Below are 20,980 nucleotides of genomic sequence, written 5' to 3'. Positions count from 1 at the left end.
GGAGTCATCATGACCAATCTGAAACTCGGCAAACTTCCGGATCGGACACCTTCGAAGATCACCATAAGCGTAAGTGCAGACCTGAACCAAGCACTGAAGGACTATGCGGCGCTTTATCGTCAGACCTATGGCGAGTCCGAATCGGTAGCGGAACTGATCCCGTTCATGCTGGCGGAGTTCCTGGAGAGCGATCGAGCGTTTGCCAAGGCCAGAAAGGAAGGGCTCCCTGTCGTCGACAAGTCAGAGAAATCGCGGCGGCAGCCAATTTCAGGGTCCGAATAAATGACAGCGACCAGTGAGTCCGAGGGGGCACCTTTCTAGGCGGGCAAATGCATTGAAGCAACTTGCCGGCGGCAAGCCGAAACACAGGGCAAAATAGACGAGCTGATCTGCCCCGAACCAATGCCGGCTCTGGCCCCATTGTGGTCATTCAGCATAAGCGGCAGAGTGCCAGGAGCGGACACCTTCAAAGGCAAAGAGCCCGCAGAACCTCTTGACCTGCTCCTTTCAGATGCATCTTGGAACTTTCCTGCCCCTGAACTTGGTCTTGGCCGAGCGCCTTGGTCCGTATGCCATACCTTCGACATATCCATCTTAGGCGGTTCCGGTCGTCGGGCGGGGAATGCTAGAGACTGTGATGATCGGGGGGAATCATGGCGGCACCTGCGCATATCGGCTGGCTAAAGAAGACGGCGACCAATATCGCCACGACCGAAGGCATCGAGGTCGAGGTCTGGGAACTCGGACACGAGCCAGACGACGCGGTGCTGTCCTCATGGGCGAGGCATTTCAGGCAGCACTATTGCAAAGACGAAGATCTGGCGGACTCGATCGAGGGCACAGTGCACACGCCGGCCACCTATTTGGCAACGGTAAAGTTTCCGGACCCCATCCAGGCTCCCGGACCCGGCACCCGTTCGGGCGACTTCGGCGAAATCCTGCTCGCCGACTTCGCTGAGTATATCTTGGGCTACTGGTGCCCTCGGGAGGGCAGATACGAGAACCGCGACAACCGGAACGTTCCGTCGAACGGCTGCGACGTGGTTGCATTCAAGTTTCATGGCGACTCCCCTGCTCATCCAAGGGATGAGCTTCTGCTGATAGAGTCGAAGGCCGGCCTGAGGATCAAGTACAAAAACCGCTTGCAGAACGCAGTGGAGGATTCCATCAAGGACATGACCCGCGAAGCCATGTCCCTGAACGCCATAAAGCAACGTCTGCTTCGCAACGACCGCGCGGCGGCGAAACGTGTGCAGCGCTTCCAGAATCACAACGATCGACCTTTTAGGCGCGTCAACGCCGCGGGCGCAGTGCTCGACCAAAAGGTATTCGACAGCGTCGATTTCACGACAACGCTCGCCAAGCACCATCCCAACATAAAGAACTTGCGGCTTCTGATCATTCGCGGCACTTCGATGATGGACCTCGTGCGTACCCTTTACGACCGGGCCGCCAATGAAGCCTGAGCGCAACTCCATCCAATTGCTGGCTTCCGTCCGGTCCCGAGCGAAGATGCTCGAATTCAGGGCGGAGGAGGAGGACTACAACGAGTTCACGCGCGCGCCGGACTCGCTGGTGGTCCTGGCGGTCGGGATACTGGGCGACTCCGCGGCGGCCCTTGCGGACCGGTTCATCGCTATGGAGGCAGAGAGCGACCGGCCGAGGTCTTGGGATGAGCGAGACGGATCGATCCGTGATATGGTTCACTTCTCCGCCCGGTATTTCGACGCCTTCCTGGAGTCCAGGCTTGACGAAAATCTGACGAACGAGTTCTCCCTCCTATGCGCCGCATCCTACTATTTGTCCGACAGTATCGGCAGCGCAGCGGTTGTCTTAAAGAAGGCCGAGCCTCCAGCCTTGGAATTCGGGCACGGCCTTGCCTTTCTGGCCTACCGGATCCTGAAAGGGCTTTTCGATCCGGTGGAGGAGGTCTTCGCGCACCGTCATTTCGTTGACGGGATATTGGCCGCAATGCGGGCGTTTTACGTCATGCAGGGCGGAGCCGAAGAAATCCGCGTTCTCTGCGAGAAGTTGAAGGCTGAAGCCTATTCGGCGGGGTCGGCCCGCGAGCTGTTCTACGCCGACCTCGTGATCGCGCTTATCTCTCGAAAACTGGACGGAGCGGCCCGTACGCTTCTGCCGCTGAGTTCGGGACTCAACTTGGCCGATTGGGGGCCAGCCCTGCGTAAAGAGACTTTCCCCGCAGAGCTTTGGCCGGCCCAGAAGCTGCTTTGCGAACAGGGGATTTTAAGTGGACGTTCTGCGGTAATTCAGATGCCGACGTCTGCGGGCAAGACCCGCGCTACGGAGTTCATGATCCGCGCGCACTTCCTGGCGCGGCGCTCGTCGCTGGTCGTCATAGTTGGTCCCTTCAGGTCTCTATGCCACGACATCCGCTCAGATTTGGTGCGCTCATTCGCTGGCGAAGAGGTCCTGATCAACGAGATCTCGGACTCCTACCTCTTCGACATCGATCTCGAGGAGGCGCGAAAGCAGAATTCGGTGTTCGTCGTGACTCCCGAAAAGCTCCTCTACATGCTTCGGCGCAAGCCGGAATTCGCCGAAGAGGTCGGACTGGTTATCTACGACGAAGGACATCAGTTCGATGGATTGACCCGCGGCCCTACGTACGAGCTGTTGCTTGCCTCCATGCGTATCTCGTTGCCTAAGAACGCACAGGTCGTGTTGATCTCAGCGGTCATCGGGAACGCAGCCGACATCGCCGGTTGGCTGATCGGCGACGAGACCGCGGTGGTGTCGGGATCCGGACTGCTGCCGACAGTGAGGAACATCGCCTTCGCGAGTTGGCAGTTCGAGCGGGCCTGGTTGCGCTACGTCAGCCCGTCCGATCCCAATGCGGACGAATTTTTCGTGCCTCGCATCGTGGAGTCAAAGGTTCTGGCCGCAAAGAAAGGCGAACGAACAGAAAGGCGCTTTCCGGAGCGGGGTACCGCCAGAAGCAACACTGACATCGGCCTTTATCTTGGCCAACACCTTGCGGCGAACGGTAGCGTAGCCATCTTCTGCGGAAAGAAGGAGAGCGTGGGCACGATTTGCGACCGCGCAGTGGATGTGGCTGAGCGCGGTTCAACGCTCGATTGGCCCTTGGCCAACTCTCACGGAGACGAGATCCGGAAAATAGCCGATCTTTGTCAAACCCATCTCGGGCTTGGGCGCGTATCGAAGGCCGCGAGGCTCGGGATCCTGTCGCACCACGCCAACACGCCGCCAGGCCTGCGGCTGTCCATCGAGCACGCCATGAAGGCAGGCCTTGCGCGAATGGTGGTCTGCACGTCTACCCTGGCGCAGGGCGTGAATTTTCCGATACGCTATCTCGTGGTGACATCCACCCAGCAGGGCAAGGAAGAGATCGCGGTGCGCGATTTTCACAACTTGATGGGGCGCGCGGGCCGAGCAGGCATGTATACCGAAGGTAACGTGATATTCTCCGCCCCGTCGCTCTACGACGAAAAAGAAAGGGACGGCCAATGGCGCTGGTCGAAGACAAGAAGATTGCTCAACGCAGATAATTCGGAACCGTCGGCTAGCGCCATCCTCAAGCTTTTCGACAGCTTCGAGCAGAAAGGTAGGGGCGTGCCAACGATCACGTTGGATCTGCCGGCCGAATGGCTTGATCTCACGTTCGCTACCAAGGAGATCATAGCTGCATACACAGCGGTCGCAGTGAGCGAGCGCCCAGGGCTGAAAGCGAAGGAATTCAGCCGGTTTCTCACCGAAAGGGCGCGCGCGGTGCAGAGCATAGCATCGTATCTGGCTTCCTACGTCAATTTCGAGAACGACCTCGCCGATGAACGTGTCGAGGAACTTGCGCGCAGCACCTTGGCGTATCACCTCTCGGAAGACGATCTGAAGGCTAAGGTCCTTGTGGTGTTCCAGGCGGCCGCCAAAGCTGTCCAGCAGGGTGCGGACCTAAGCCTGATAAATCTGGTGAGAAAGTCGCCGTTGCCGCCGTCCGACGTAAAAGCGTTGGCTGACTGGATGGACCAACATCTGGAACTGCTGTCGGTAACCCATACTGAGGAAGAGCTGTTGACCGTGGTTTTGGAAAAGGCGGGCCGGCACGCCCACGCACCGGTTTTGGCGGCAGTCCCCGAGGAATTGCGGTGGGGTTGCTTTGCCGACTGGATTGCCGGCAAGACCTATGACCAGATCCGGATGCCGTTGACGGCGGCCCGCGTCAGGTTCGGCAACGCGAACGCGACTTCGGAACACGTCGTCCACCTGTGCGAAAGCGGCTTCGCGTACGACCTGTCGATGGTCGTCGCGGCATTGGCCGACCTCGTCGAGGAAAGATCCCAAGATCTGCATTCCCGGCTGGTGACCGTCCAGAAAAAGATCAAGTATGGTCTGCCCAGTGACGCGGCATTGCGTTCCAAGAGGCGGGGTTCGCCGACAGGGTGGTGGCCCAGGCCCTCGGCGCCGCGTTCCCGGCCGTCGACGGCTATCGCGACGTGGTCACGGCATGTCGGGCTGAGCGAGAATTGGTACTGGCCACTATTAAGCCGTTCCCAAGGTACTTCGAGGAGGTCGCGTTCGAGCTTTCGTCCGGCTAAGACTGAAACAGGCCTGCAATCTGCGGGACGTCCGCGATCGAGCGTCCTTCACCATTGCCAGCGTCTGAGTGACCACCAACAGCTTAATTCATCATACCAAAGCACAAAATGCGGACTGCCTCTACGTCGACCGCGCGAAAGCGGTGACGTGGCGAACAGCAAGCGATCGTGGCCTTCATGGCAACTAAATTCGGCTCGCTCACCCGGATTCTGCCAGCCCGTTGCGGCTCCGAAATCGCAATCGCTTCGGTTCGGCGCGCACCTCATCGCGATCGCCACGCCGATCGTTGCTGCTTCGCTCGTTGACGTTCCAGCGCGCGACGCTGCTGCCGGCTCATGCCTTCAAACGCGGGATCGGGAGGGAAGCTGCTTGCGTGGATGGGCGTTGTCTTCAATTCAAGGGGCTTTTGCAGGACTTCGAAATTCTCGCGGTCCACGCCCAAGTCTTCGATCAATTCCGGTGTCCACTCTTGCTGCGGATAGGCAACGAGATCCTCCGAGTCGCCCGTATCGGAGATCGCCATCACAGCGATTCCAACGCAGAGTTTCAGATCACGGTCGTCGTGCAAAGCAGCGAGGCAGTATGTCTGCAGCATAGTTGCTCTGACACGGCGATAATCTTCCTGCGCCATTGTGTCGGCGCCGGCGAGAACAAGAAAGACATAGGCGACTTTTTCACCCGTGGACCGATCACGTGTCATGGCGATGCGGGCAAGCCGTCCCATCTTCTGCGCTTCGAGTGCTTCCCGCGCACCGATGATCGCCTCAGCGAGCACGCGGCGCTGCACACGGTCTTCTCTCGCCATAATGCGCAGCGCTCGTTCCGCGAGTTCGACGGTGGGATCGGTATCTAAGATTCGGAATTGGGTGTCGTTCAGGACCCCGTGGGTGAAAAGGCCTATCAGCCGGTCCCACTCATACGAGATACGGTTCGCCGTCCATCGCCGTTGATATTCCGGGGAGCGGACCAGATAGGCGTATTCGCCCTGCACAAATGCAATTGCCGTGTCAGCATCTGCGTTGGTACCCTTCACATCCGAAATCATAGGGAACCGATGCTCCCCGTTCGGCTCCATCATCAACAGATAGTTGGCCACCAGCTCTGCTTCGCTCGGTGAAAGCGACAACTTTCCCGATCGAATGAGACCTGCACGCGCGTTGAGGTATTTTGTGAAGTCGGTAATCGTGTCGAATTCCGACATGACGACATCAAGGGTTGCCATGTTGAACACATGGACGAAGGGACCATCGGGATCGACGTCGCCAATGCAGAAAGGCCGATGATGCGGCAGGGTGAAGTTAACATGGTCCTTCCCGCGAAGGTGCGGCATGATCATGAAAGTCCCGTCCGGGTCATCGAAGTAGGATGAAGCGGCCTGCTCTCCGCCGGAGGCGACGCAGATGCCATGGACGCGCCTTTGCCCGATAGGCGGCAACTTCAGCGGGATGGGTTGTTCGCATTTGCCATCCGCGAATATCGCTTGCGGATTCTTTTTCAGCCAGAGATCCGCCTTGCGGATTTGCTCGGCGGATTCCCCGATCGCCCGGCTGTACCAGCGTTTCCATGCGAGTTCAAAAGGGGCATCCGGCCACGCGACATGCTTGTCGCTAAACATCACCACATCGTCACCGCAGACCACAAGAAGGTCACATAGCTCCTTGCCTGCCTTCTTGAACACGTTGGGCCAGGACCAGAGGTCGAGAAACGTATCATCGGCCAGCTTGGCTAGATGCTGCTCGGTGGGCGTGAGGCCTAGGGCTTTCTTTATCGGCGGAATGGCGGTTACCTGGAGCGGTTGCTGAAACAGTTGTACTATTATCTACCGTCGATGGCTTCTGTGGAATCCGCAAAGGGATTAGTGGCTACAATCTTCTAAGTGACTTTGTACGAACTTGGTCGATCTCTTCGTCACACAACCTGTAATCCTGGTTTTTCTGCAAGGCTTTTTGTGCATCGGAATAGGCTTTGGCAGTGGCTTATGGAACGCCTAGGTGGATTGCCGCCAGCTTCCGGACGTGCGGCAGCGCGGCTACGCTCTCGTTGTAAATGAAAGCATGAAGGGCATCACATCAGTCGGGATGCTTATCGGCGACCCGTCGGCGGAAACGCGCTCTGCTATCAGCATGTCGTTCTCTCTGCATGTCTCGCCCAACATCGATATCAAATCCTCCCCAACGTCGTGCGATCGGGCACTGAAAGCATAATTAGAAATCTTAGGTCGAATTGGAAGTTCCGGCACCATCGGCGAGATGCGGCAGCACTCTGCGGCGTTATGCGGCCGACCCCCTGAGCCGGTATCGGCAATGGTGGCTTTGACGCTGTTGAGCGCTTAGTGTCAGGAACTGGAAAGTGAACTGGTAGGCGTTCAAATTGCAGCTATTCACGCCACCGCATACGAAAGCGGATGGTCCTCCCGGCCCGCGTCAGCAAGAAGCCCTGATCGTTTCTTCCTTGGCCAAGGTTGGCCGAGGAGAATGACGGTGGTTTTTCACGATATGTTCTGGCAGCCAGAGGTCGGCCGGCATGGAACGCGGGTCGGCGGGTTGGAGCTAAGCGAGCCCTGAAGCCCCGGCAGATTTGGGCGATCCGTTTCTTCCTCGATCGCGAAGGACATACGCGGGATCGGGCGCTTTTTGACCTCGCGATAGACAGCAAGTTGCGAGAATGTGACCTGGTGAAGATCAAAATTGGTTTGCTTGTGGCGGGTCCGGAAATAGGGACCCGCTCTATGGTGGTCCAGCAGAAGAACGGCAGGCCGGTCCAGTTCGAGATCACTTCCGATGCGCGAGCAAGTCGGCTGGTTCCGGATTAGCAGCATGCAAAATCGGCAATATCCACTCGGGATAAGCGGCCTTAGAATGCGACCTCCGGTTGACGAGTGCTATGCGATAAATGACAATCCCGCAATCGCTGAAGTATTGCGGCGTCTGGCGGTCTGATTGACTGTCCAGAACACGTTCTACGGATAAGCACTGTTCTTTTGTCGGGGGCATAGCGTTGCACGATCTTTTTGCCAAGGATGCGGAGATCACGCTTCCTGAACTGGTGAGCCATACTGGCAAGATCGAAGGCAGTATTTTAAGGCGGCTTTCCCACCCTGAGCAGCGGTTGAAGGTCAAGTGGTCGTTGTTGCCGAAAGGTACAGGGTTCCGTTGCTCGAGTCCGGACTTCCTCCCGTTTGCGGTCTTAGATCGCACGACCACGTCGCTGCTAGACCAACAGGCGGTGCTCAAGGTCGACGACGCCTCGACGATTCATGCAGCGGCGACAGGCGGCAAGTGGATATTGCCCAAGCCGACACCCATAGACGATCTGACGCCCGCGCAAGTCGCCGACACCGGCCGGACAATTGCGTCTTGGCAGGACGCTTTCGATCTCCGCGTCGAACGCTACGACGGCACCCGGCTGGTACGTCCCGGAATGCGGATTCCCCAAGTCGGCGCGGTTCGTGCGGTCCTTGCGCACTGGAGCGTGAGCAAGAGCGCCGTCACTGTTGTGCTGCCGACTGGGACCGGTAAGACCGAGACTATGTTGGCGCTGCTGGTGATGGCCGCTATCCCGCGCCTCTTCGTGATCGTGCCCACGGACCAGCTACGCTCTCAGGTCGCCGGCAAATTCCTGGGGCTGGGCAAGCTGAAGGAGACGGGGTGCCTCGCTCCGGGGGCATTGCTACCCACCGTCGTTGCCTTGACCCGCGCTCCCAAGACGCTCGAGGGCATGAACCGCCTGTTGGGCAGTGCGCAGGTGGTCGTCGCAACCATGAGCGTCGTCGCCGAACTGTCCGAGGACATGCAGGCGGCGGTTTCGGAATGGGCGTCGCATCTCTTCGTCGACGAAGCCCACCATATCGGCGCCAAGACGTGGCGCGTCTTTAAACAGCGGTTCGACCAGAGACCCGTCTTGCAGTTCACCGCCACCCCCTATCGCAATGATGGCAAACGCGTCGACGGCAAGCATATCTACAGCTATCCCCTCCGCCAGGCGCAGCTCGATGGTTTGTTCAAGCCGGTGAACTATATCCGGTGATGGGACTGGACCGCGCCGACGCAGACGACCTCATTATTGGGCAAGTACTGGCGAAACTGCGCGAGGATCGCGCGAAAAACCGGCCCCATCTGGCAATGGCGAGGGTGGAGACCATCGAGGACGCCAAGGCATTGCATGCGAAGTATGTCGCCAGGGCCGGCGAAGAGTTCAACCCGCAACTCACCCACAGCAAGATGGGTGCGGGTGCTCGGTGGGAAGCCCTGAGGAAGCTGCGTTCCGGCGAGGCGTCCATTATTGTTTGCGTCAACATGCTCGGTGAGGGTTTCGATTTGCCAGAGCTCAAGATCGCGGCACTGCACGACAAGCACAAAAGCGAGGCGATCACCCTGCAATTCGTGGGCCGTTTCACTCGCACGCGCACCGACCTAGGCGACGCAACAGTGATCGCAAATATCGCGATGGATGACGTGAACGAGAGGTTGAAGGCGCTCTACGCTGAGGATGCAGACTGGAACCACCTTCTGAACGTGGTGGGCTTTAGGAAAACCTTCGATGCCAAGCGCCGCGAGGACATCATCACCGGTCTGCTAGCCCCGCCGGAAAGCTTCCATGTCGAGAACCTGCAGCCGCGCATGAGCACGATCGTCTACCGGACGACGTGTGGGGAGTGGGATACGTCCGACATCGAGAACGCGATCGGTCCGCGCGCGACCATAGCGGACGGCCCCAGCATTAATCCCGACGAGCGGCTGCTGATACTTGTGACACGGGACGAGGAGGCGTTGCCGTGGACGAGTATCAAATTCCCTAGAAACGTACAGTACAACCTGATCATGGCTCACTGGGATGAAGAGCAGAACCTGCTCTTCATCAACACCTCTAGGAAGAAGGACCTCCATCAGCCCTTAGCGCGGGCCCTTGCTGGTCCGGATGTCCAGCGGATGGGCGGCGAGACTATCTTCCGTGTGCTCAGCGGCTTCGACCGGCTGATGTTGAGCAATCTGGGACTGAGCGAGGCTCAGCGCAAGCCTGTCCGTTACTCAATGTTCATGGGCGTCGATATTGCCGACCAGCTCAATGCCTATGCCGGCAATAGGACCAAGACGCTCAATAACCTCTTCGGCCAGGGCTTTGTAGACGAGGAGAGGGTCGACGAGGACGGTCTGATACAAGGGTCGATCCGCGCAAGATCGAGCATGGGGTGTTCGATCAAGGGAAAGATCTGGTCGCAGTCCACTACAAACAATCCCGCGGAATGGATGCGCTGGTGCCAACAGCTGGGCGCCAAGCTCCTCGACGAGCATATCACCACCGAACATATCTTGCGCAACCTGATCAAGGCTGTCGCCCTGGACACGCTGCCAGGGAACAAGACCCCGCTGGCGGTGGATTGGCCCGAAGACCTGCTGTTCGAGAACGAGGATAAGGTATTGCTCCTGGCAAGCGAGCAGGTCGTGCCTTTCCATGAATGCGCCGTCGAACTGGAAAGCTTCTCTTCCGATGATGGCGTGAAGTTCAGGGTGGTCAGCGATACGTTCACCACCGCGTACACCTTTACCATCGAACGGGGCATCGCCCGCTATACACGGCGGACCGGACCCGACCTTGCGTTGCGGATCGGTAAGAGGGAGCGTCCTCTCCTTGACATGTTCGCGGAGAGCCCGCCGCACGTCTATCTCGCCGATGGCGACATGCTGGTGGGTGCATCCCTGTTCATTGTGCCCAAGCGGGAAGACGTGCTGCCTTTCGATCTAGACAGGATTACCTCCGACAGTTGGCCCGGCGTCAACATTCGCAAGGAATCCCAAGGGCCGACAAAACGGGCGGACTCGATTCAGCGGAGGGTTATCAATTCCCTCGTCGATGGAGGAGGCTGGGATATCGTGTTCGACGATGACGGGGCCGGCGAGGTCGCGGACGTCGTGGCTATGAGACTGGAGGATGGCCGGCTCAAGGTCCATTTATTCCATTGCAAGTATTCTTCGGGGCCGGTCCCCGGAGCCCGTGTCGAAGACCTCTACGAGATATGCGGCCAAGCGCAAAAATCCATCCGGTGGGCCGAGCATCTCGGAGACATGCTGAAAAGACTCCACCGCAGGGAGGCCGATCGTCTCAAGGCCGGAAAGGCGAGCCGATACGAACTCGGAGGTCAGGCGATGCTGATAGCCTGGATAAACAAGTGGCGGCAGCTGCGTCCGGATTTCACGATCACCCTTGTCCAGCCGGGGTACTCGAAGCGTCAGACGGAAAGCGAACACCTGGAGCTGCTAGCCGCCACGCAGGCATATCTCATGGACACCTACCGAATAGCGATGCTCGCTTGGTTCAACGAGTAGCGACTGACCGGGAAGGCTATGGGTTAATGCTCCGATCTCACACCGACCACCTCACCCTTGCCTTGTGGAAAGGCAGCTATCCCATCCTTACATCTGGGAGCAGACAGTCCGCTCACGGCCCAATTTTTGACATTCAGTCAGACGGTCCCGCAATGCGCCGACGACAATTCTTTCTCTGAGATGCCTCAGTTGGCTCCACTTTGCATTCTGTTAGAGCTTCGTCGAAGAACATTCCTACCGCTAACCCAAAGGTTATCGTGGAATTTTCTAGCCACTTTCTTTGACAAGTGGCTTGGCTTCAATCGCTCCTTGAGGATAGGTGCTTTGCTTCAACTTTAGTTGGCGACGCTCTTGATGCCAGATGCGACCGCTGCGTTATCAGCGGATTGGGTTATGCTGTTGAAAAGGACACACGCACTTTCTTTTTTGCGGAAATTGAACCCCAAGCAGGATTTGTCGTTTGCACATTGCAGTATGCAGTCGGGATATCGGAGCGGAGAGGTCCAATAGGCATTGCCAGAAATTTCCGTTTTTATGGCGAACACCAAATTCGAGTAGCGCAAATTGCTCTCGACCACTTTCTTTGCGGCCATGATCGACTCTTCGCTTTTGACCAGTAGCGATGCGTCCCCTTTCATGAAACAAGCTCGAAATTTCGTGTTATAAGTAACCGCTAGACACCTGAAGTCGGTATCACAGGCGGTTTGACACTGCTCAGAACTCACGTTCCTAATTGGCATATCCGGCAGGTCGTTTCCGATCGCGTCCCACCCGGACACGACAACAAATCCACTATCTGGGTCGACCTCTGTCGCAGGAGTTTCTGCGGGGACAGTTGCGGCCTGCTCTCGTGACGGGTCAGGAATGATGTCTGAAGACGCAAATGTGCGACCATCCAGCCACGCGCATCTTATTGCAAGATCGACGGCGGATGAATCATTAAGGCCGACCAATTGAAGCGTCTGCGCAGCAGCACCAGGCCCGGCTGGTGGCGCTGTCGGGGCAGAACGAGCTGCCAATGATACATTTACGTCTACGCCGTTCACACTCCGCCGAGAGTAACACCACGCTCGGTCCCAGGTTTCGTCGTTCTCATCCTTGAAGTGGTGACCTGTGATTAACTCCCAAGTGGTGCCTTGGAACTCGACCTTCTTGGTGGCGAACTTGTTGAAGTCGACGGTCACCACGTCAGGCCTGGTAGGGACGTCAGCCTGGGGCGCCTGCTCCTGAGCTGGCTTTGGAGTTGGAACAGGAATAGGCGGCTCGTCTTTTGGGGAGGTGAGATCGCTTGGCTGCTCTATGGTCGGCAAAGCCGCCGGCTCCGGCAAGGTTTTGTCCCATAGACCAAGATTGATGCCTAGCCCAATCCCGACCGCCGCCACTGCAATGGCTCCGCCAGTCGCCATTCGGCGAAAGGCGGTCGCTCGAGCTGTTTTCTCTTGAGCCGCGGCTTGAGCTTGCAGGGTCGGAATTGCTGACCTCTTGACGGCGAGATCGACGGCTTGTTCAAGCAGCGTGGTGTTATGCCTGACGAGCACTTTTGCGGTCCTTCATTGATACCGTCACGAGATCAGCGACCTCAGGCGGCAAATCTTGGTCCAGGGCTTTTCGAAGAACTTCGGGGTCGTCGGTGAAGAGCGGAACGTAGAGGATCTCTTTGACGATTTTTTCGACAGGCACCTCTACCCTCTTCTCAACCTCTTTCTCTACCGTAACTTCGACCGGTACCTCGACTGTTCGAACCCGCCGCCAGCGCCAACTCAAAAGCATTCTGCGAAGCAGTCTGGAAAACTTGCTCTTCGAATTATCCTCTTCTCGGGCGGCAATTCGCTGGAGAGCGAGTGCCACCATTGCCGTGATTGGTCCCGCGAGTGCGGCGATGAGCGCGAGGGACCCAAACCAAATTACAGAGATTTTTCCCGCTTGCGCTTCGGTGACTAACTCCGGTTTGCTCCCGTACCATCGTGAGGCAATACGCCGGACCTGATCGGTTCGCGCCATGGGGATCCGCTCCTTCTCCAAACCGCTGAGTTCCTTTGCAATCAGGTCTTGTCTGACCTGGTTTTGGGCCGAGATGTTTGCCTTGTTGGCCTCAGCGGCCTGCGCTTCTGCGAGCCGTTTGCCAGCGTCATCCAATCGGCGCTGCCAAGCCCCGGCATCACTGTCGCGCGTCTGTTCCAACGTCGAGCGTCTATCCATAAGTTTTTGCCTCTGGTCGGCAGTCATAGGAGGGCTGCTTGCCCGCAAACGATCGAAACCTGCACGCAGGGTGGCGACCTCTTGGTCGAGCGGCTCTATCTGAGTGTCGAACTTGGCTATAATTTTAGTGCGTGGATTAGCAAGTTTCGCCACTTCTGATTCTAGCCGGCGTGCCGAGTCGCTATCGCCGGAATCGCGCGCCATCTTGATACGTTCAACAAAGCTGTCGCGTTGACGCTCGAACTGATCAACGGCTTCCTTTGCTTCGCCGTCGCGCTGCTGAATCAACGCCAATCGAACCGCGCTTTTTTCCTCCACTTGGTCGCGAACGCGCGACGCTTCTGGAGTAAGGGCGGTCGTTCCCTCCAATTCAGCATTGACCTCGGCAATCTGCGACTGAAAGGTCGCCCGGGATTTTTCCGCAAGAGACGCAAGCTGCTCAATTTCGGAACGCGCTTGTTCGACCTGATCGGATTTTCGGCCAAGTTCGTCGGCCGAGGCCAGCTTCATAGCCTCCTGGTCCAGCGCGTCGATTTTGTTTACGAGTTCCTCGTAACGCAGTTGGCGCAGAGCACCCGCTCGCTCCATTCCCATAAACACCGTCTCAAAGGTTATGCCTGCCAGAACGAGGAGGAAGACCAAGATCATGGGCTTCCAGAACCACGACGCACTAAAAAGCAGGGTGGCTATCGGTATTTTGGTGAGCTCAGCAATTGCCACCATGAGAAAGGGCGCACTGGCGAGCGTCAAATCCATGGCAGTTACGGATTCGCTCGCAGAAAACGCCTGGACACCTAGAGCTACGCCTGTCGTAAGGCCAATCGCTGCCGCAGCGATCTCAAGGGCCCAGGCACCACGGTAGGTCCACTGGCCATAGCTTGCCAGCTTTTGACTCATCACAGTCTGCATTTTACTCGAACCCCCGACAGGACAACATCACGCCTTGATCGCCTATCAGCATACACTGAAAAATAACTATGTTAACTATTTTGAAAGTCTTAGTTAAGGCATCTTCTTCTGCCCTTCAGATATAGAATACCTCGTCAAAAAATGGGGCTAGCAGACCGTGTCGCCCATGCATGGTCTTCGTTGGATCGGTGTAAGCGGAAAGCCGAACAGGCCGTAGCGCGCTTACTCCGTTACATTTCAGCTAGCAGAGTGTTTCGCATGGGATCCCATCCTTGTCGCGATCGAGTTTTCCGCCCCATGAGCAGTTTTGCAGGTACCAGTTGGCTTCGTCGCAGGAACCGATCTGCTTGCACGTTCTCCGCGGCTCGCAAGAATAGCCGCTCTGCGCGACCAGCTTACGGCTGATCATGCCCAGCGGGCGACTCGATGGCGCCGCGCCGTCGGCGTGCGCAGCGCGCCATTCCCAGGGTGCCTGAAACGCCCCGGCCCACAGGCCGATCTTTGAGGCTTGGGCTTGCGCCTGCTGCCCCGCATAGGCGCCCTGGCTGTAGTGAGGCCAATCCAGCGCCTGGCCGTGCTTGACCATCCAGGCGGCCACGCCCGCGCCGTCGGCGCGCCGACAATCGCCCACAAAGCGGTGGTAGCGGTCCCACGTCACGAATGTGCATTCGAGCGGCCTCGACGCGGCCAGGAAAGTGTCCAGCGCTTCGGCCGATCGCCGGCCGCAAGGATACTCGGCGCCATTCGCATCGCGGCACAGCTGCCGGCTCTCTGGCGCGTCGATGCCGTTGAAGCGGACGCGCTGGCCGTGGATTTCGATCGTATCGCCGTCAATGACGGAAGCGACACCGGTAAGCGAGGCGGGCGCCGCCCTTCGTGGGCTGGCCTTTGATGCATCGTCGCTACGTTGCGCGCCCGACGGCGCCAGGAAGGCGGCCACCGCCGCCGCTGCCGTAAGACCGAGCATTGCCGGCACGCTCGCACGTTGGCGCCGCCACAGCTTGGCACCGGTGGGTCTCTGCCACCGATTGGATCGATATTTGCGGTATGGCCTGCTCATCCGCTACGCCGACCAGCCCGGCCATGCGCTGTCGACCATGGGCAGGCCGGCGCAATAGTAGTCGTCAACGAACCGCCCGGTGGACCGGTCGCGGCAGCGCCAGATAACGCTGTAGTTCTGGCCATAGAATTGGTCCCACGCGACGCCATAGGTTTGTGGTGGCGGTGGCCGGTAATATGTTCCGCCTCCATAGCCGTTGTTGGCAGCGACACCCACAGCTGCGCCGCCGACAGCCGCGATCGCTATGCCTGTCGCGACAGCATTGTCGGTTTGCACAAGCCTGGTGCACTTCTCTGCTGTTGCGCCCCTGCGCACTAGAAGGGCCGCTACCCTGCTACGATACTGTTCGTCCGTGCTGCTGGCGAGAACGTGACATAGCGCAACGGTATTCATTGCCGTGAGATCGCTGTCCGACACGACAGTGCTCGTAGAGCAGCCGCTGACGCACAGGGCTGCACTTGCGATGAGTGCTCCAATTTTCATGTGAATTCCCCCAAACAAATATTGGGGCGAGTCCGACCTAGAAGTCCAGAGTTTTGTTTTTCACATTGCTACGATTCACAGCATGCTGCGGCTAGCTGGCATCCACTGCAACCAACCCTTCCGCCGGTCGTTGACTGATGCTGGGTTGATCTCAGCCACTCCAGAACTTGCCCGCTGGCTCAAAACCGGCGGGCTTTTTTTCCGCGACGCCGGAAGGCTCTATCTCGCCGCATGTTGTGGTACATCGGCACGCCGTCATCGGGCCGTGCCGTTGGCCAAGGTGGTCCCTCCGCCATGGTCGGCCGGCGCAGCCTTGACCGTCCGCGCGGGCCATCCCAATCAAGCCCGCTGGCTTCGGTCGGCGGCTTTTTATTTGATCCCCGGCGCCGTCGGCTTGGATCTAGATCCTCGCCAGTGCCGGATTTGAAGGTAAGCTGCGGCGGTATGATCGCACTTCGCGCGGGACGGACCATTGGTGTGCAGCAAGAGCGCCGAGTTCATTCGGCCAAGATTCTGCACTAGGCCGAGGTAGCTGAAGGCAGATAGCTATCCCGTAATCGCTGAGATATTGGAGATAATGTTCCCCCTTGGAGGTGTGTACCAGTATTATAAGTTTCCAAACTTCATGTACGAACGCCGTGGACGAGCTGCTGTGTGCGCTTGCCGTAAATCGCTTCCGCGAGTTCACAGTCGGAGGTTGGCTAGGACCCTAACGCGAGAGCTTCAACGGCCCCCTTCGCGATGAACTCCTCAACGAGACGCGGTTCACGTCCCTGGCCCAGGCCCGCGCGAGGCTCAATGTATGGCGCGCCGATTACAACGGCGCGCGTCCGCACTCGCACATCGGATGGCAGACACCCAACGAATGTGCATCGACCTTCAACCCGCGACGGTCGCTCGCGCTGCGCAACGTGAAACGCTCCGCGCCAGCACCCGTCGCGTCCACCGGCCATCAGGGCAAATCCACCCCCGGAAACGAACTCACGACTGGATAAAATTTGGGGGAAACGTCAGGGTGGCCATAACTTTGCAGTCTTCAGACGCGAGGCGGCCTACAACAGCGCTGCCCACCATGCTTGTGGCCCGCGACCCACACGGCTTTTCCCTTCAGATCGTACATTATGCTTCCTTCATGATTACCGATGTCTGCATGACCTTGAGGTCTTCCCGCACCATTTCCGCGGCGAGCTCGCGCACGGATGTCTCATGCACCCAGCCGAGCTTCTCCTTCGCCTTGGTGGCATCGCCCAGGAGAAGATCGACTTCCGTGGGGCGGAAGTAGCGTGGGTCTACCTGGACTAGGCATCTGCCGGTCTCGACATCATAGCCCTTTTCGTCGACTCCCTCACCACGCCATTCGAGCTCGACGCCGACATCTTCGAAAACCCATTCGACGAATTGGCGGACAGGGGTCGTCTTGCCCGTCGCCAGCACGTAATCATCCGGTTGATCCTGCTGCATCATCATCCACATACCACGCACGTACTCACGCGCATGGCCCCAATCGCGTTGAGCATCGAGATTGCCGAGATAAAGCTTGTCCTGCTTGCCGAGGTAAATAGCAGCGGCGGCGCGGGTGATCTTGCGCGTCACAAAAGTTTCGCCGCGCAGTGGGCTTTCATGATTGAAGAGAATGCCGTTGGAAGCATGGATACCATAGGCCTCGCGATAGTTGACCACGATCCAGTAGGCGTAGAGCTTGGCGGCGGCGTAAGGGCTGCGCGGATAAAAGGGCGTTGTTTCGTTCTGCGGTACGGATTGCACGAGGCCGTAGAGCTCTGAAGTCGAGGCCTGATAGAAGCGGGTCTTGTCCTTCAGACCGAGGAGGCGGATCGCCTCAAGAAGTCGCAATGTTCCGATACCGTCGGCGTTTGCTGTGTATTCCGGCGTTTCGAACGACACCTGGACATGGCTCTGAGCGGCCAAGTTGTAAATCTCGTCTGGCTGGGATTCCTGAACTACTCGGATGAGATTAGTCGCATCAGTGAGGTCACCGTAATGCAAAATTAGGCGCGGATCGGGATCGTGCGGGTCTTGGTAGATGTCTTCGATGCGACCCGTGTTGAAGGAAGAGGAACGTCGCTTAATCCCATGAACGACGTAGCCTTTTTCCAGCAGAAGACGCGTGAGATAGGCACCATCCTGTCCCGTTATGCCCGTAACCAGAGCAACTTTCCTGTTCTCGCCCATTTTCTTCCTGCTCTATGGTAGTTGAAGTTTCGAATCTGGCTCGCCACACCGGCGGCCCGCCTCATACCCTATGGTAGGATTTCGACAGATGCGGCGCGGAGCTCGTCATTGACAGTGTCAGCCAGCGAGCACACCTGCTCCTGCTTCGAGGCATAGCAAAACAGAGTCTCGCCGCTAACCTGCCTAAGTCGCACATGCGGCCTGAGTGCCGAACTCAGCTCACGGGTGAGCGACATAGATTTCAATCACGTCGCACCCGATTTGCTCATCAATCAGCGAGTTAGGACGCCCTTCTGGGATTCTACATCCGTTCTCAAGCACGCACAGTCGGTTGCATAGCCGCTCCGCTTCTTCCACGAAGTGGGTGGCCAGTAGAATCGTATTGCCCTGCGCTAGCAGGGCAGTAGCCGTTCCCAGATAAAATGGCGAGCATGTGGGTCCAACCCACACTAGCACTCCACCATCCCTCTTTTGCGCTGACCAAGTAATCTTTGCCTGCTTCAGCGTCTTCTAATGGAAATTGTTTTGATCAGTGAAATCGATTGTTTGGATGAAGTGCATCCATAAAATGGATTGTTTGACAGGGCAGCGCGGCACCATCGGCGGCACAAAGTCGTGGGCGCGAGGTTTCGCTCCGCGCGAAGACAAAGTTCGTGCCAGTGGGCGGGCTTCGGGCGAACCGCACATCTGAGACGGCGGCGAAAAGCCGGGTAGGGCATTACGTATTGACCTCCAAGAAATTTCGGGCGCGCTAGCCCGAAAACGGTGGCTGGGCTTCAACGATGGGCGGGACGAGGCGACCATCAAACTGGGTTTCATACTGTAGGCGATCGCAGTGCGGCGAATTTGAACGGCCGCCTTTGCCAGCCCTCGCCATCGCATCCGGCTACAGGTGCCGAAGATCTTCTCGATCCGAGTACAAATTCTGTGGATCGGTTGGTTCCAGGCGTCGAGCTTTCGGCCTCGTCGCGCCCCCACATAGCGGTTGCGACGATGCGCGGCCTTCCACCCTTGGCGCGCACCGCGTCGCCGAGATGATTGCCTCGGTAGGCGCTGTCGGCAAACACTTCGCCGGGATTGTCGGGCAGAGCATCAGGAACGGCGTTGCCGTCCTCGGTGTGGGCGCCGTGACGGCGATCTCCTCGACAAGGGCCGTATCGGCGAGGGCACCGAAATGGGCTTTGAAGCAATGAAACGCTGGTCGGCGCTTGTACTTGACCCAATGGCCCTCTTCATCTTCGCTGGCCGAGGCGATGATCGCCGCATCGACAGGCGTGCCGATCTTCACCTGGATCGCTGAACTGGCGGATGATCTTGGCGAACAACAGGGTCATGAACCTCAAGGGCCTGTCGAAAACGGACGAGAGCGGGTTCGCACAGGTGTCGGCTCTGACACCGAGAACCCGCAGAACCGTCGGAACGATCCTCCACATGGCTGCAGACGCCAAAATTCCTCTCTCGGCCATCGTCGCACCAGCATCGCGTGCCAGTCGCTCAGTCCAGCCGGCTCGAAAGCTATCCGGCAGGATTTGCGCCATGTTGGCGCACTTGAAAGCGTCAGAGGGCGCCGTGTCGCATCTTTCGATGGGACCGGACGCCATGATGGCCATAAATGACGTGGATGGCCTGCGCCTGACATTCGACGGCTGGCGGGTCCTGCACATCCGTCCTTCAGGAAACGCCCGCAAATGCCATGTTACGTTGAGGCAGTTAAGAATTGGACTTGAAAAAGGGCTTTGTGGACTGCCTCGACCGGCTGTTTCGCTTAGCAAAGCGCGGCCCCACGTCAGCAGAGGCTCATCGTCAAGGAACGCCTTAGTATCCAACACATGGATGGGCCACATCCACGTAATCAATTTTACACATGTCGCCGGGCGCATTAGAGAACGCTGAATTTAAACCGGGAGCGAGTGTACCGGCGTCAAGATTTGCGAGCGTCACAGAGATAAGGATAGGCAGTGCTGAGGGAGCTCTTCTGCCCCACGGCGCAGCCTCTACCAAATCGCCCGGCGTAACGATCGACTTAGTATCGATTAAGAGATCCCAAGCCAGATGCAACCTCGTCTCTGAAACGAGATTTCCGAAAATGCAGGTCAGTGGATTGGTAAAGCGCAGGTTCGTCGTCTCTCAGAGGCGTACGGGGTTCGGTGATTGTCTGTGGTCGCTGGCGGCCGCTTGGCGCTACGCTCAGCGGTCGGGACGAACGCTAGCCGTCGACTGGCGCGGGTCCTGCTATCTCGACCAACCCTTCGCAAATGCCTTTCCGGTGTTCTTCCAACCGATCAATGACATCGCTGGCGTACCGGCTATTTGCGACGACCGGATCAACGACTTTTCCTTCCCGGGTCCATTCTTCCCGGAGTGGTGGAATAGGCCAGCGATCGACTGCCTTTACCGCCCAGATGAGCAGATTTTCCAAGAGCGCGACGAGTTGGGCGAGCTCTTTCAGGCCGAACACGATGTCGAAGCGAACACAGTAGTGTGTGACGCTTGTTTGATGTGGCGGTGCGATGAGGATGCCGAGCGGCAGGTCTTCCAGAGTGTCAAGCCTCGGTCTGAAATTCAAGCACGCATAGATGCCATTTATCAGGAATGTTTCGAGGGGCACAGCATTATCGGGGTTCATGTTCGGCATGGTAACGGTGAAGACATCATGGACCATGCGCCCTACTGGGCCGATCCGGAGGTCGCCGTTCGACAAGTGTGCACTGCGATTGATAAGGCTAAAGCTTTACCGCACCCCAGGCCTGTGCGGCTGTTCTTGTGCACGGACAGCGCCCAGATCCTGGACCATCTGTCGGCCAGGTTTCCCGATCTTCTCACCGTCCCCAAGCATTTCCGATCCGATCAAGACGGCCCCTTACACACTGCAGCACTTGGGATTGACGGCGCAATTTCCGCCCTCGTTGAGATGTATCTTCTCGGGCGCTGCGATACCGTAATTCGGTTTCCTCCGACGAGCGCCTTTACACGATATGCACGCCTTTTCGTGCCACGGGTAATCGAGTTCGATCTGAAGGAGCCAAGTCGTTTGATTTTGATAGAAGACAGCCAAAGAATCTCTGGTCTCAGTTAAGACCCGCCACCTGCGCAATTCGGCGGATGCAACCAACAGGCATAGTTGAATGTCCATTTCTCATCGAGGCCATGGAAGCGTCGTACGATACCGATAGCGTCGTCATCTGAGGCCGTTCGGCAACGCGCCAGAACTTCACTGTTACTCGGAGGCCGCAGACCAAGC

The 20,980-nt window shown here is 57.9% G+C and carries 13 protein-coding genes and 3 pseudogenes; 9 read left to right on the top strand and 7 right to left on the bottom strand.

The features are described 5' to 3' along the window. Window positions 1-9 precede the first annotated feature (9 nt). The 7 genes and pseudogenes from NKI17_RS27465 to NKI17_RS27435 all read left to right on the top strand — a co-directional run bounded on the left by NKI17_RS27465 (window position 10) and on the right by NKI17_RS27435 (window position 10,898). Window positions 10-282, top strand: coding sequence for a DUF2274 domain-containing protein (locus NKI17_RS27465; protein WP_023718715.1), 273 nt, complete (start codon window positions 10-12; stop codon window positions 280-282). A gap of 371 nt (window positions 283-653) precedes the next feature. Then, window positions 654-1,466: a Hachiman antiphage defense system protein HamA gene (locus NKI17_RS27460; RefSeq protein WP_352907043.1), complete on the top strand. Its 813-nt coding sequence runs from the start codon at window positions 654-656 to the stop codon at window positions 1,464-1,466. 46 nt (window positions 1,467-1,512) lie between these two features. Further along, the gene (locus NKI17_RS27455; protein ID WP_352907042.1) at window positions 1,513-5,172 is read left to right on the top strand and encodes a DEAD/DEAH box helicase; all 3,660 of its coding nucleotides are present in this window, start codon (window positions 1,513-1,515) and stop codon (window positions 5,170-5,172) included. A gap of 1,457 nt (window positions 5,173-6,629) precedes the next feature. Further along, entirely contained in the window at window positions 6,630-6,779 is a 150-nt protein-coding gene (locus NKI17_RS27450; RefSeq protein WP_352854036.1) for a hypothetical protein, read from the top strand. Between the two features lie 296 nt (window positions 6,780-7,075). Further along, a pseudogene (locus NKI17_RS27445) lies at window positions 7,076-7,375 on the top strand (site-specific integrase); the annotation flags it as partial. A gap of 197 nt (window positions 7,376-7,572) precedes the next feature. Then, window positions 7,573-8,601, top strand: a complete 1,029-nt coding sequence (locus tag NKI17_RS27440; protein ID WP_352907041.1) for a DEAD/DEAH box helicase family protein — start codon at window positions 7,573-7,575, stop codon at window positions 8,599-8,601. After that, window positions 8,601-10,898, top strand: coding sequence for a DEAD/DEAH box helicase (locus NKI17_RS27435; RefSeq protein ID WP_352907063.1), 2,298 nt, complete (start codon window positions 8,601-8,603; stop codon window positions 10,896-10,898). Before NKI17_RS27440 ends, NKI17_RS27435 begins: the two co-directional genes overlap by 1 nt. A gap of 335 nt (window positions 10,899-11,233) precedes the next feature. Here NKI17_RS27435 and NKI17_RS27430 read toward each other — a convergent pair whose 3' ends face one another. From NKI17_RS27430 to NKI17_RS27415, 4 genes are all read right to left on the bottom strand, one after another. Beyond that, entirely contained in the window at window positions 11,234-12,436 is a 1,203-nt protein-coding gene (locus NKI17_RS27430) for a PAN domain-containing protein (RefSeq protein WP_352853994.1), read from the bottom strand. Next, window positions 12,420-14,006 carry a hypothetical protein gene (locus tag NKI17_RS27425; RefSeq protein ID WP_352907040.1) on the bottom strand — a complete coding sequence of 529 codons (1,587 nt, stop codon included), beginning with the start codon at window positions 14,004-14,006 and terminating at the stop codon, window positions 12,420-12,422. Before NKI17_RS27425 ends, NKI17_RS27430 begins: the two co-directional genes overlap by 17 nt. 241 nt (window positions 14,007-14,247) lie before the next feature. Beyond that, the gene (locus NKI17_RS27420) at window positions 14,248-14,973 is read right to left on the bottom strand and encodes a thermonuclease family protein (RefSeq protein WP_352907062.1); all 726 of its coding nucleotides are present in this window, start codon (window positions 14,971-14,973) and stop codon (window positions 14,248-14,250) included. A 96-nt stretch (window positions 14,974-15,069) separates the two neighbouring features. Then, entirely contained in the window at window positions 15,070-15,342 is a 273-nt protein-coding gene (locus NKI17_RS27415; protein ID WP_352467052.1) for a hypothetical protein, read from the bottom strand. 923 nt (window positions 15,343-16,265) lie between these two features. On the opposite strand from NKI17_RS27415, the pseudogene NKI17_RS27410 reads away from it, so the two are divergent. After that, window positions 16,266-16,544: pseudogene (locus tag NKI17_RS27410) on the top strand (integrase core domain-containing protein); the annotation flags it as partial. A gap of 124 nt (window positions 16,545-16,668) precedes the next feature. Here the strand turns inward: NKI17_RS27410 and gmd are convergent. The 3 genes and pseudogenes from gmd to NKI17_RS27395 all read right to left on the bottom strand — a co-directional run bounded on the left by gmd (window position 16,669) and on the right by NKI17_RS27395 (window position 19,027). Next, window positions 16,669-17,739: a GDP-mannose 4,6-dehydratase gene (gmd, locus tag NKI17_RS27405; RefSeq protein WP_023718702.1), complete on the bottom strand. Its 1,071-nt coding sequence runs from the start codon at window positions 17,737-17,739 to the stop codon at window positions 16,669-16,671. Window positions 17,740-17,870: 131 nt separating this feature from the next. Beyond that, window positions 17,871-18,185: pseudogene (locus tag NKI17_RS27400) on the bottom strand (nodulation factor ABC transporter ATP-binding protein NodI); the annotation flags it as partial. A 440-nt stretch (window positions 18,186-18,625) separates the two neighbouring features. Next, window positions 18,626-19,027 (bottom strand): hypothetical protein, encoded by a 402-nt coding sequence (locus tag NKI17_RS27395; protein ID WP_352907039.1) that lies wholly within the window; start codon window positions 19,025-19,027, stop codon window positions 18,626-18,628. 798 nt (window positions 19,028-19,825) lie between these two features. Between NKI17_RS27395 and NKI17_RS27390 the strand changes: the two genes are divergently transcribed. Continuing rightward, window positions 19,826-20,815: a nodulation protein NodZ gene (locus tag NKI17_RS27390; RefSeq protein WP_352907038.1), complete on the top strand. Its 990-nt coding sequence runs from the start codon at window positions 19,826-19,828 to the stop codon at window positions 20,813-20,815. Window positions 20,816-20,980 lie beyond the last annotated feature (165 nt).

Origin of the sequence: Mesorhizobium sp. M0816 (genome assembly GCF_040320005.1) — a bacterium.
Taxonomy (GTDB): domain Bacteria; phylum Pseudomonadota; class Alphaproteobacteria; order Rhizobiales; family Rhizobiaceae; genus Mesorhizobium.
Note: the sequence above shows the minus strand (reverse complement) of the source record. Positions and strands in the feature narration are given on the sequence as shown.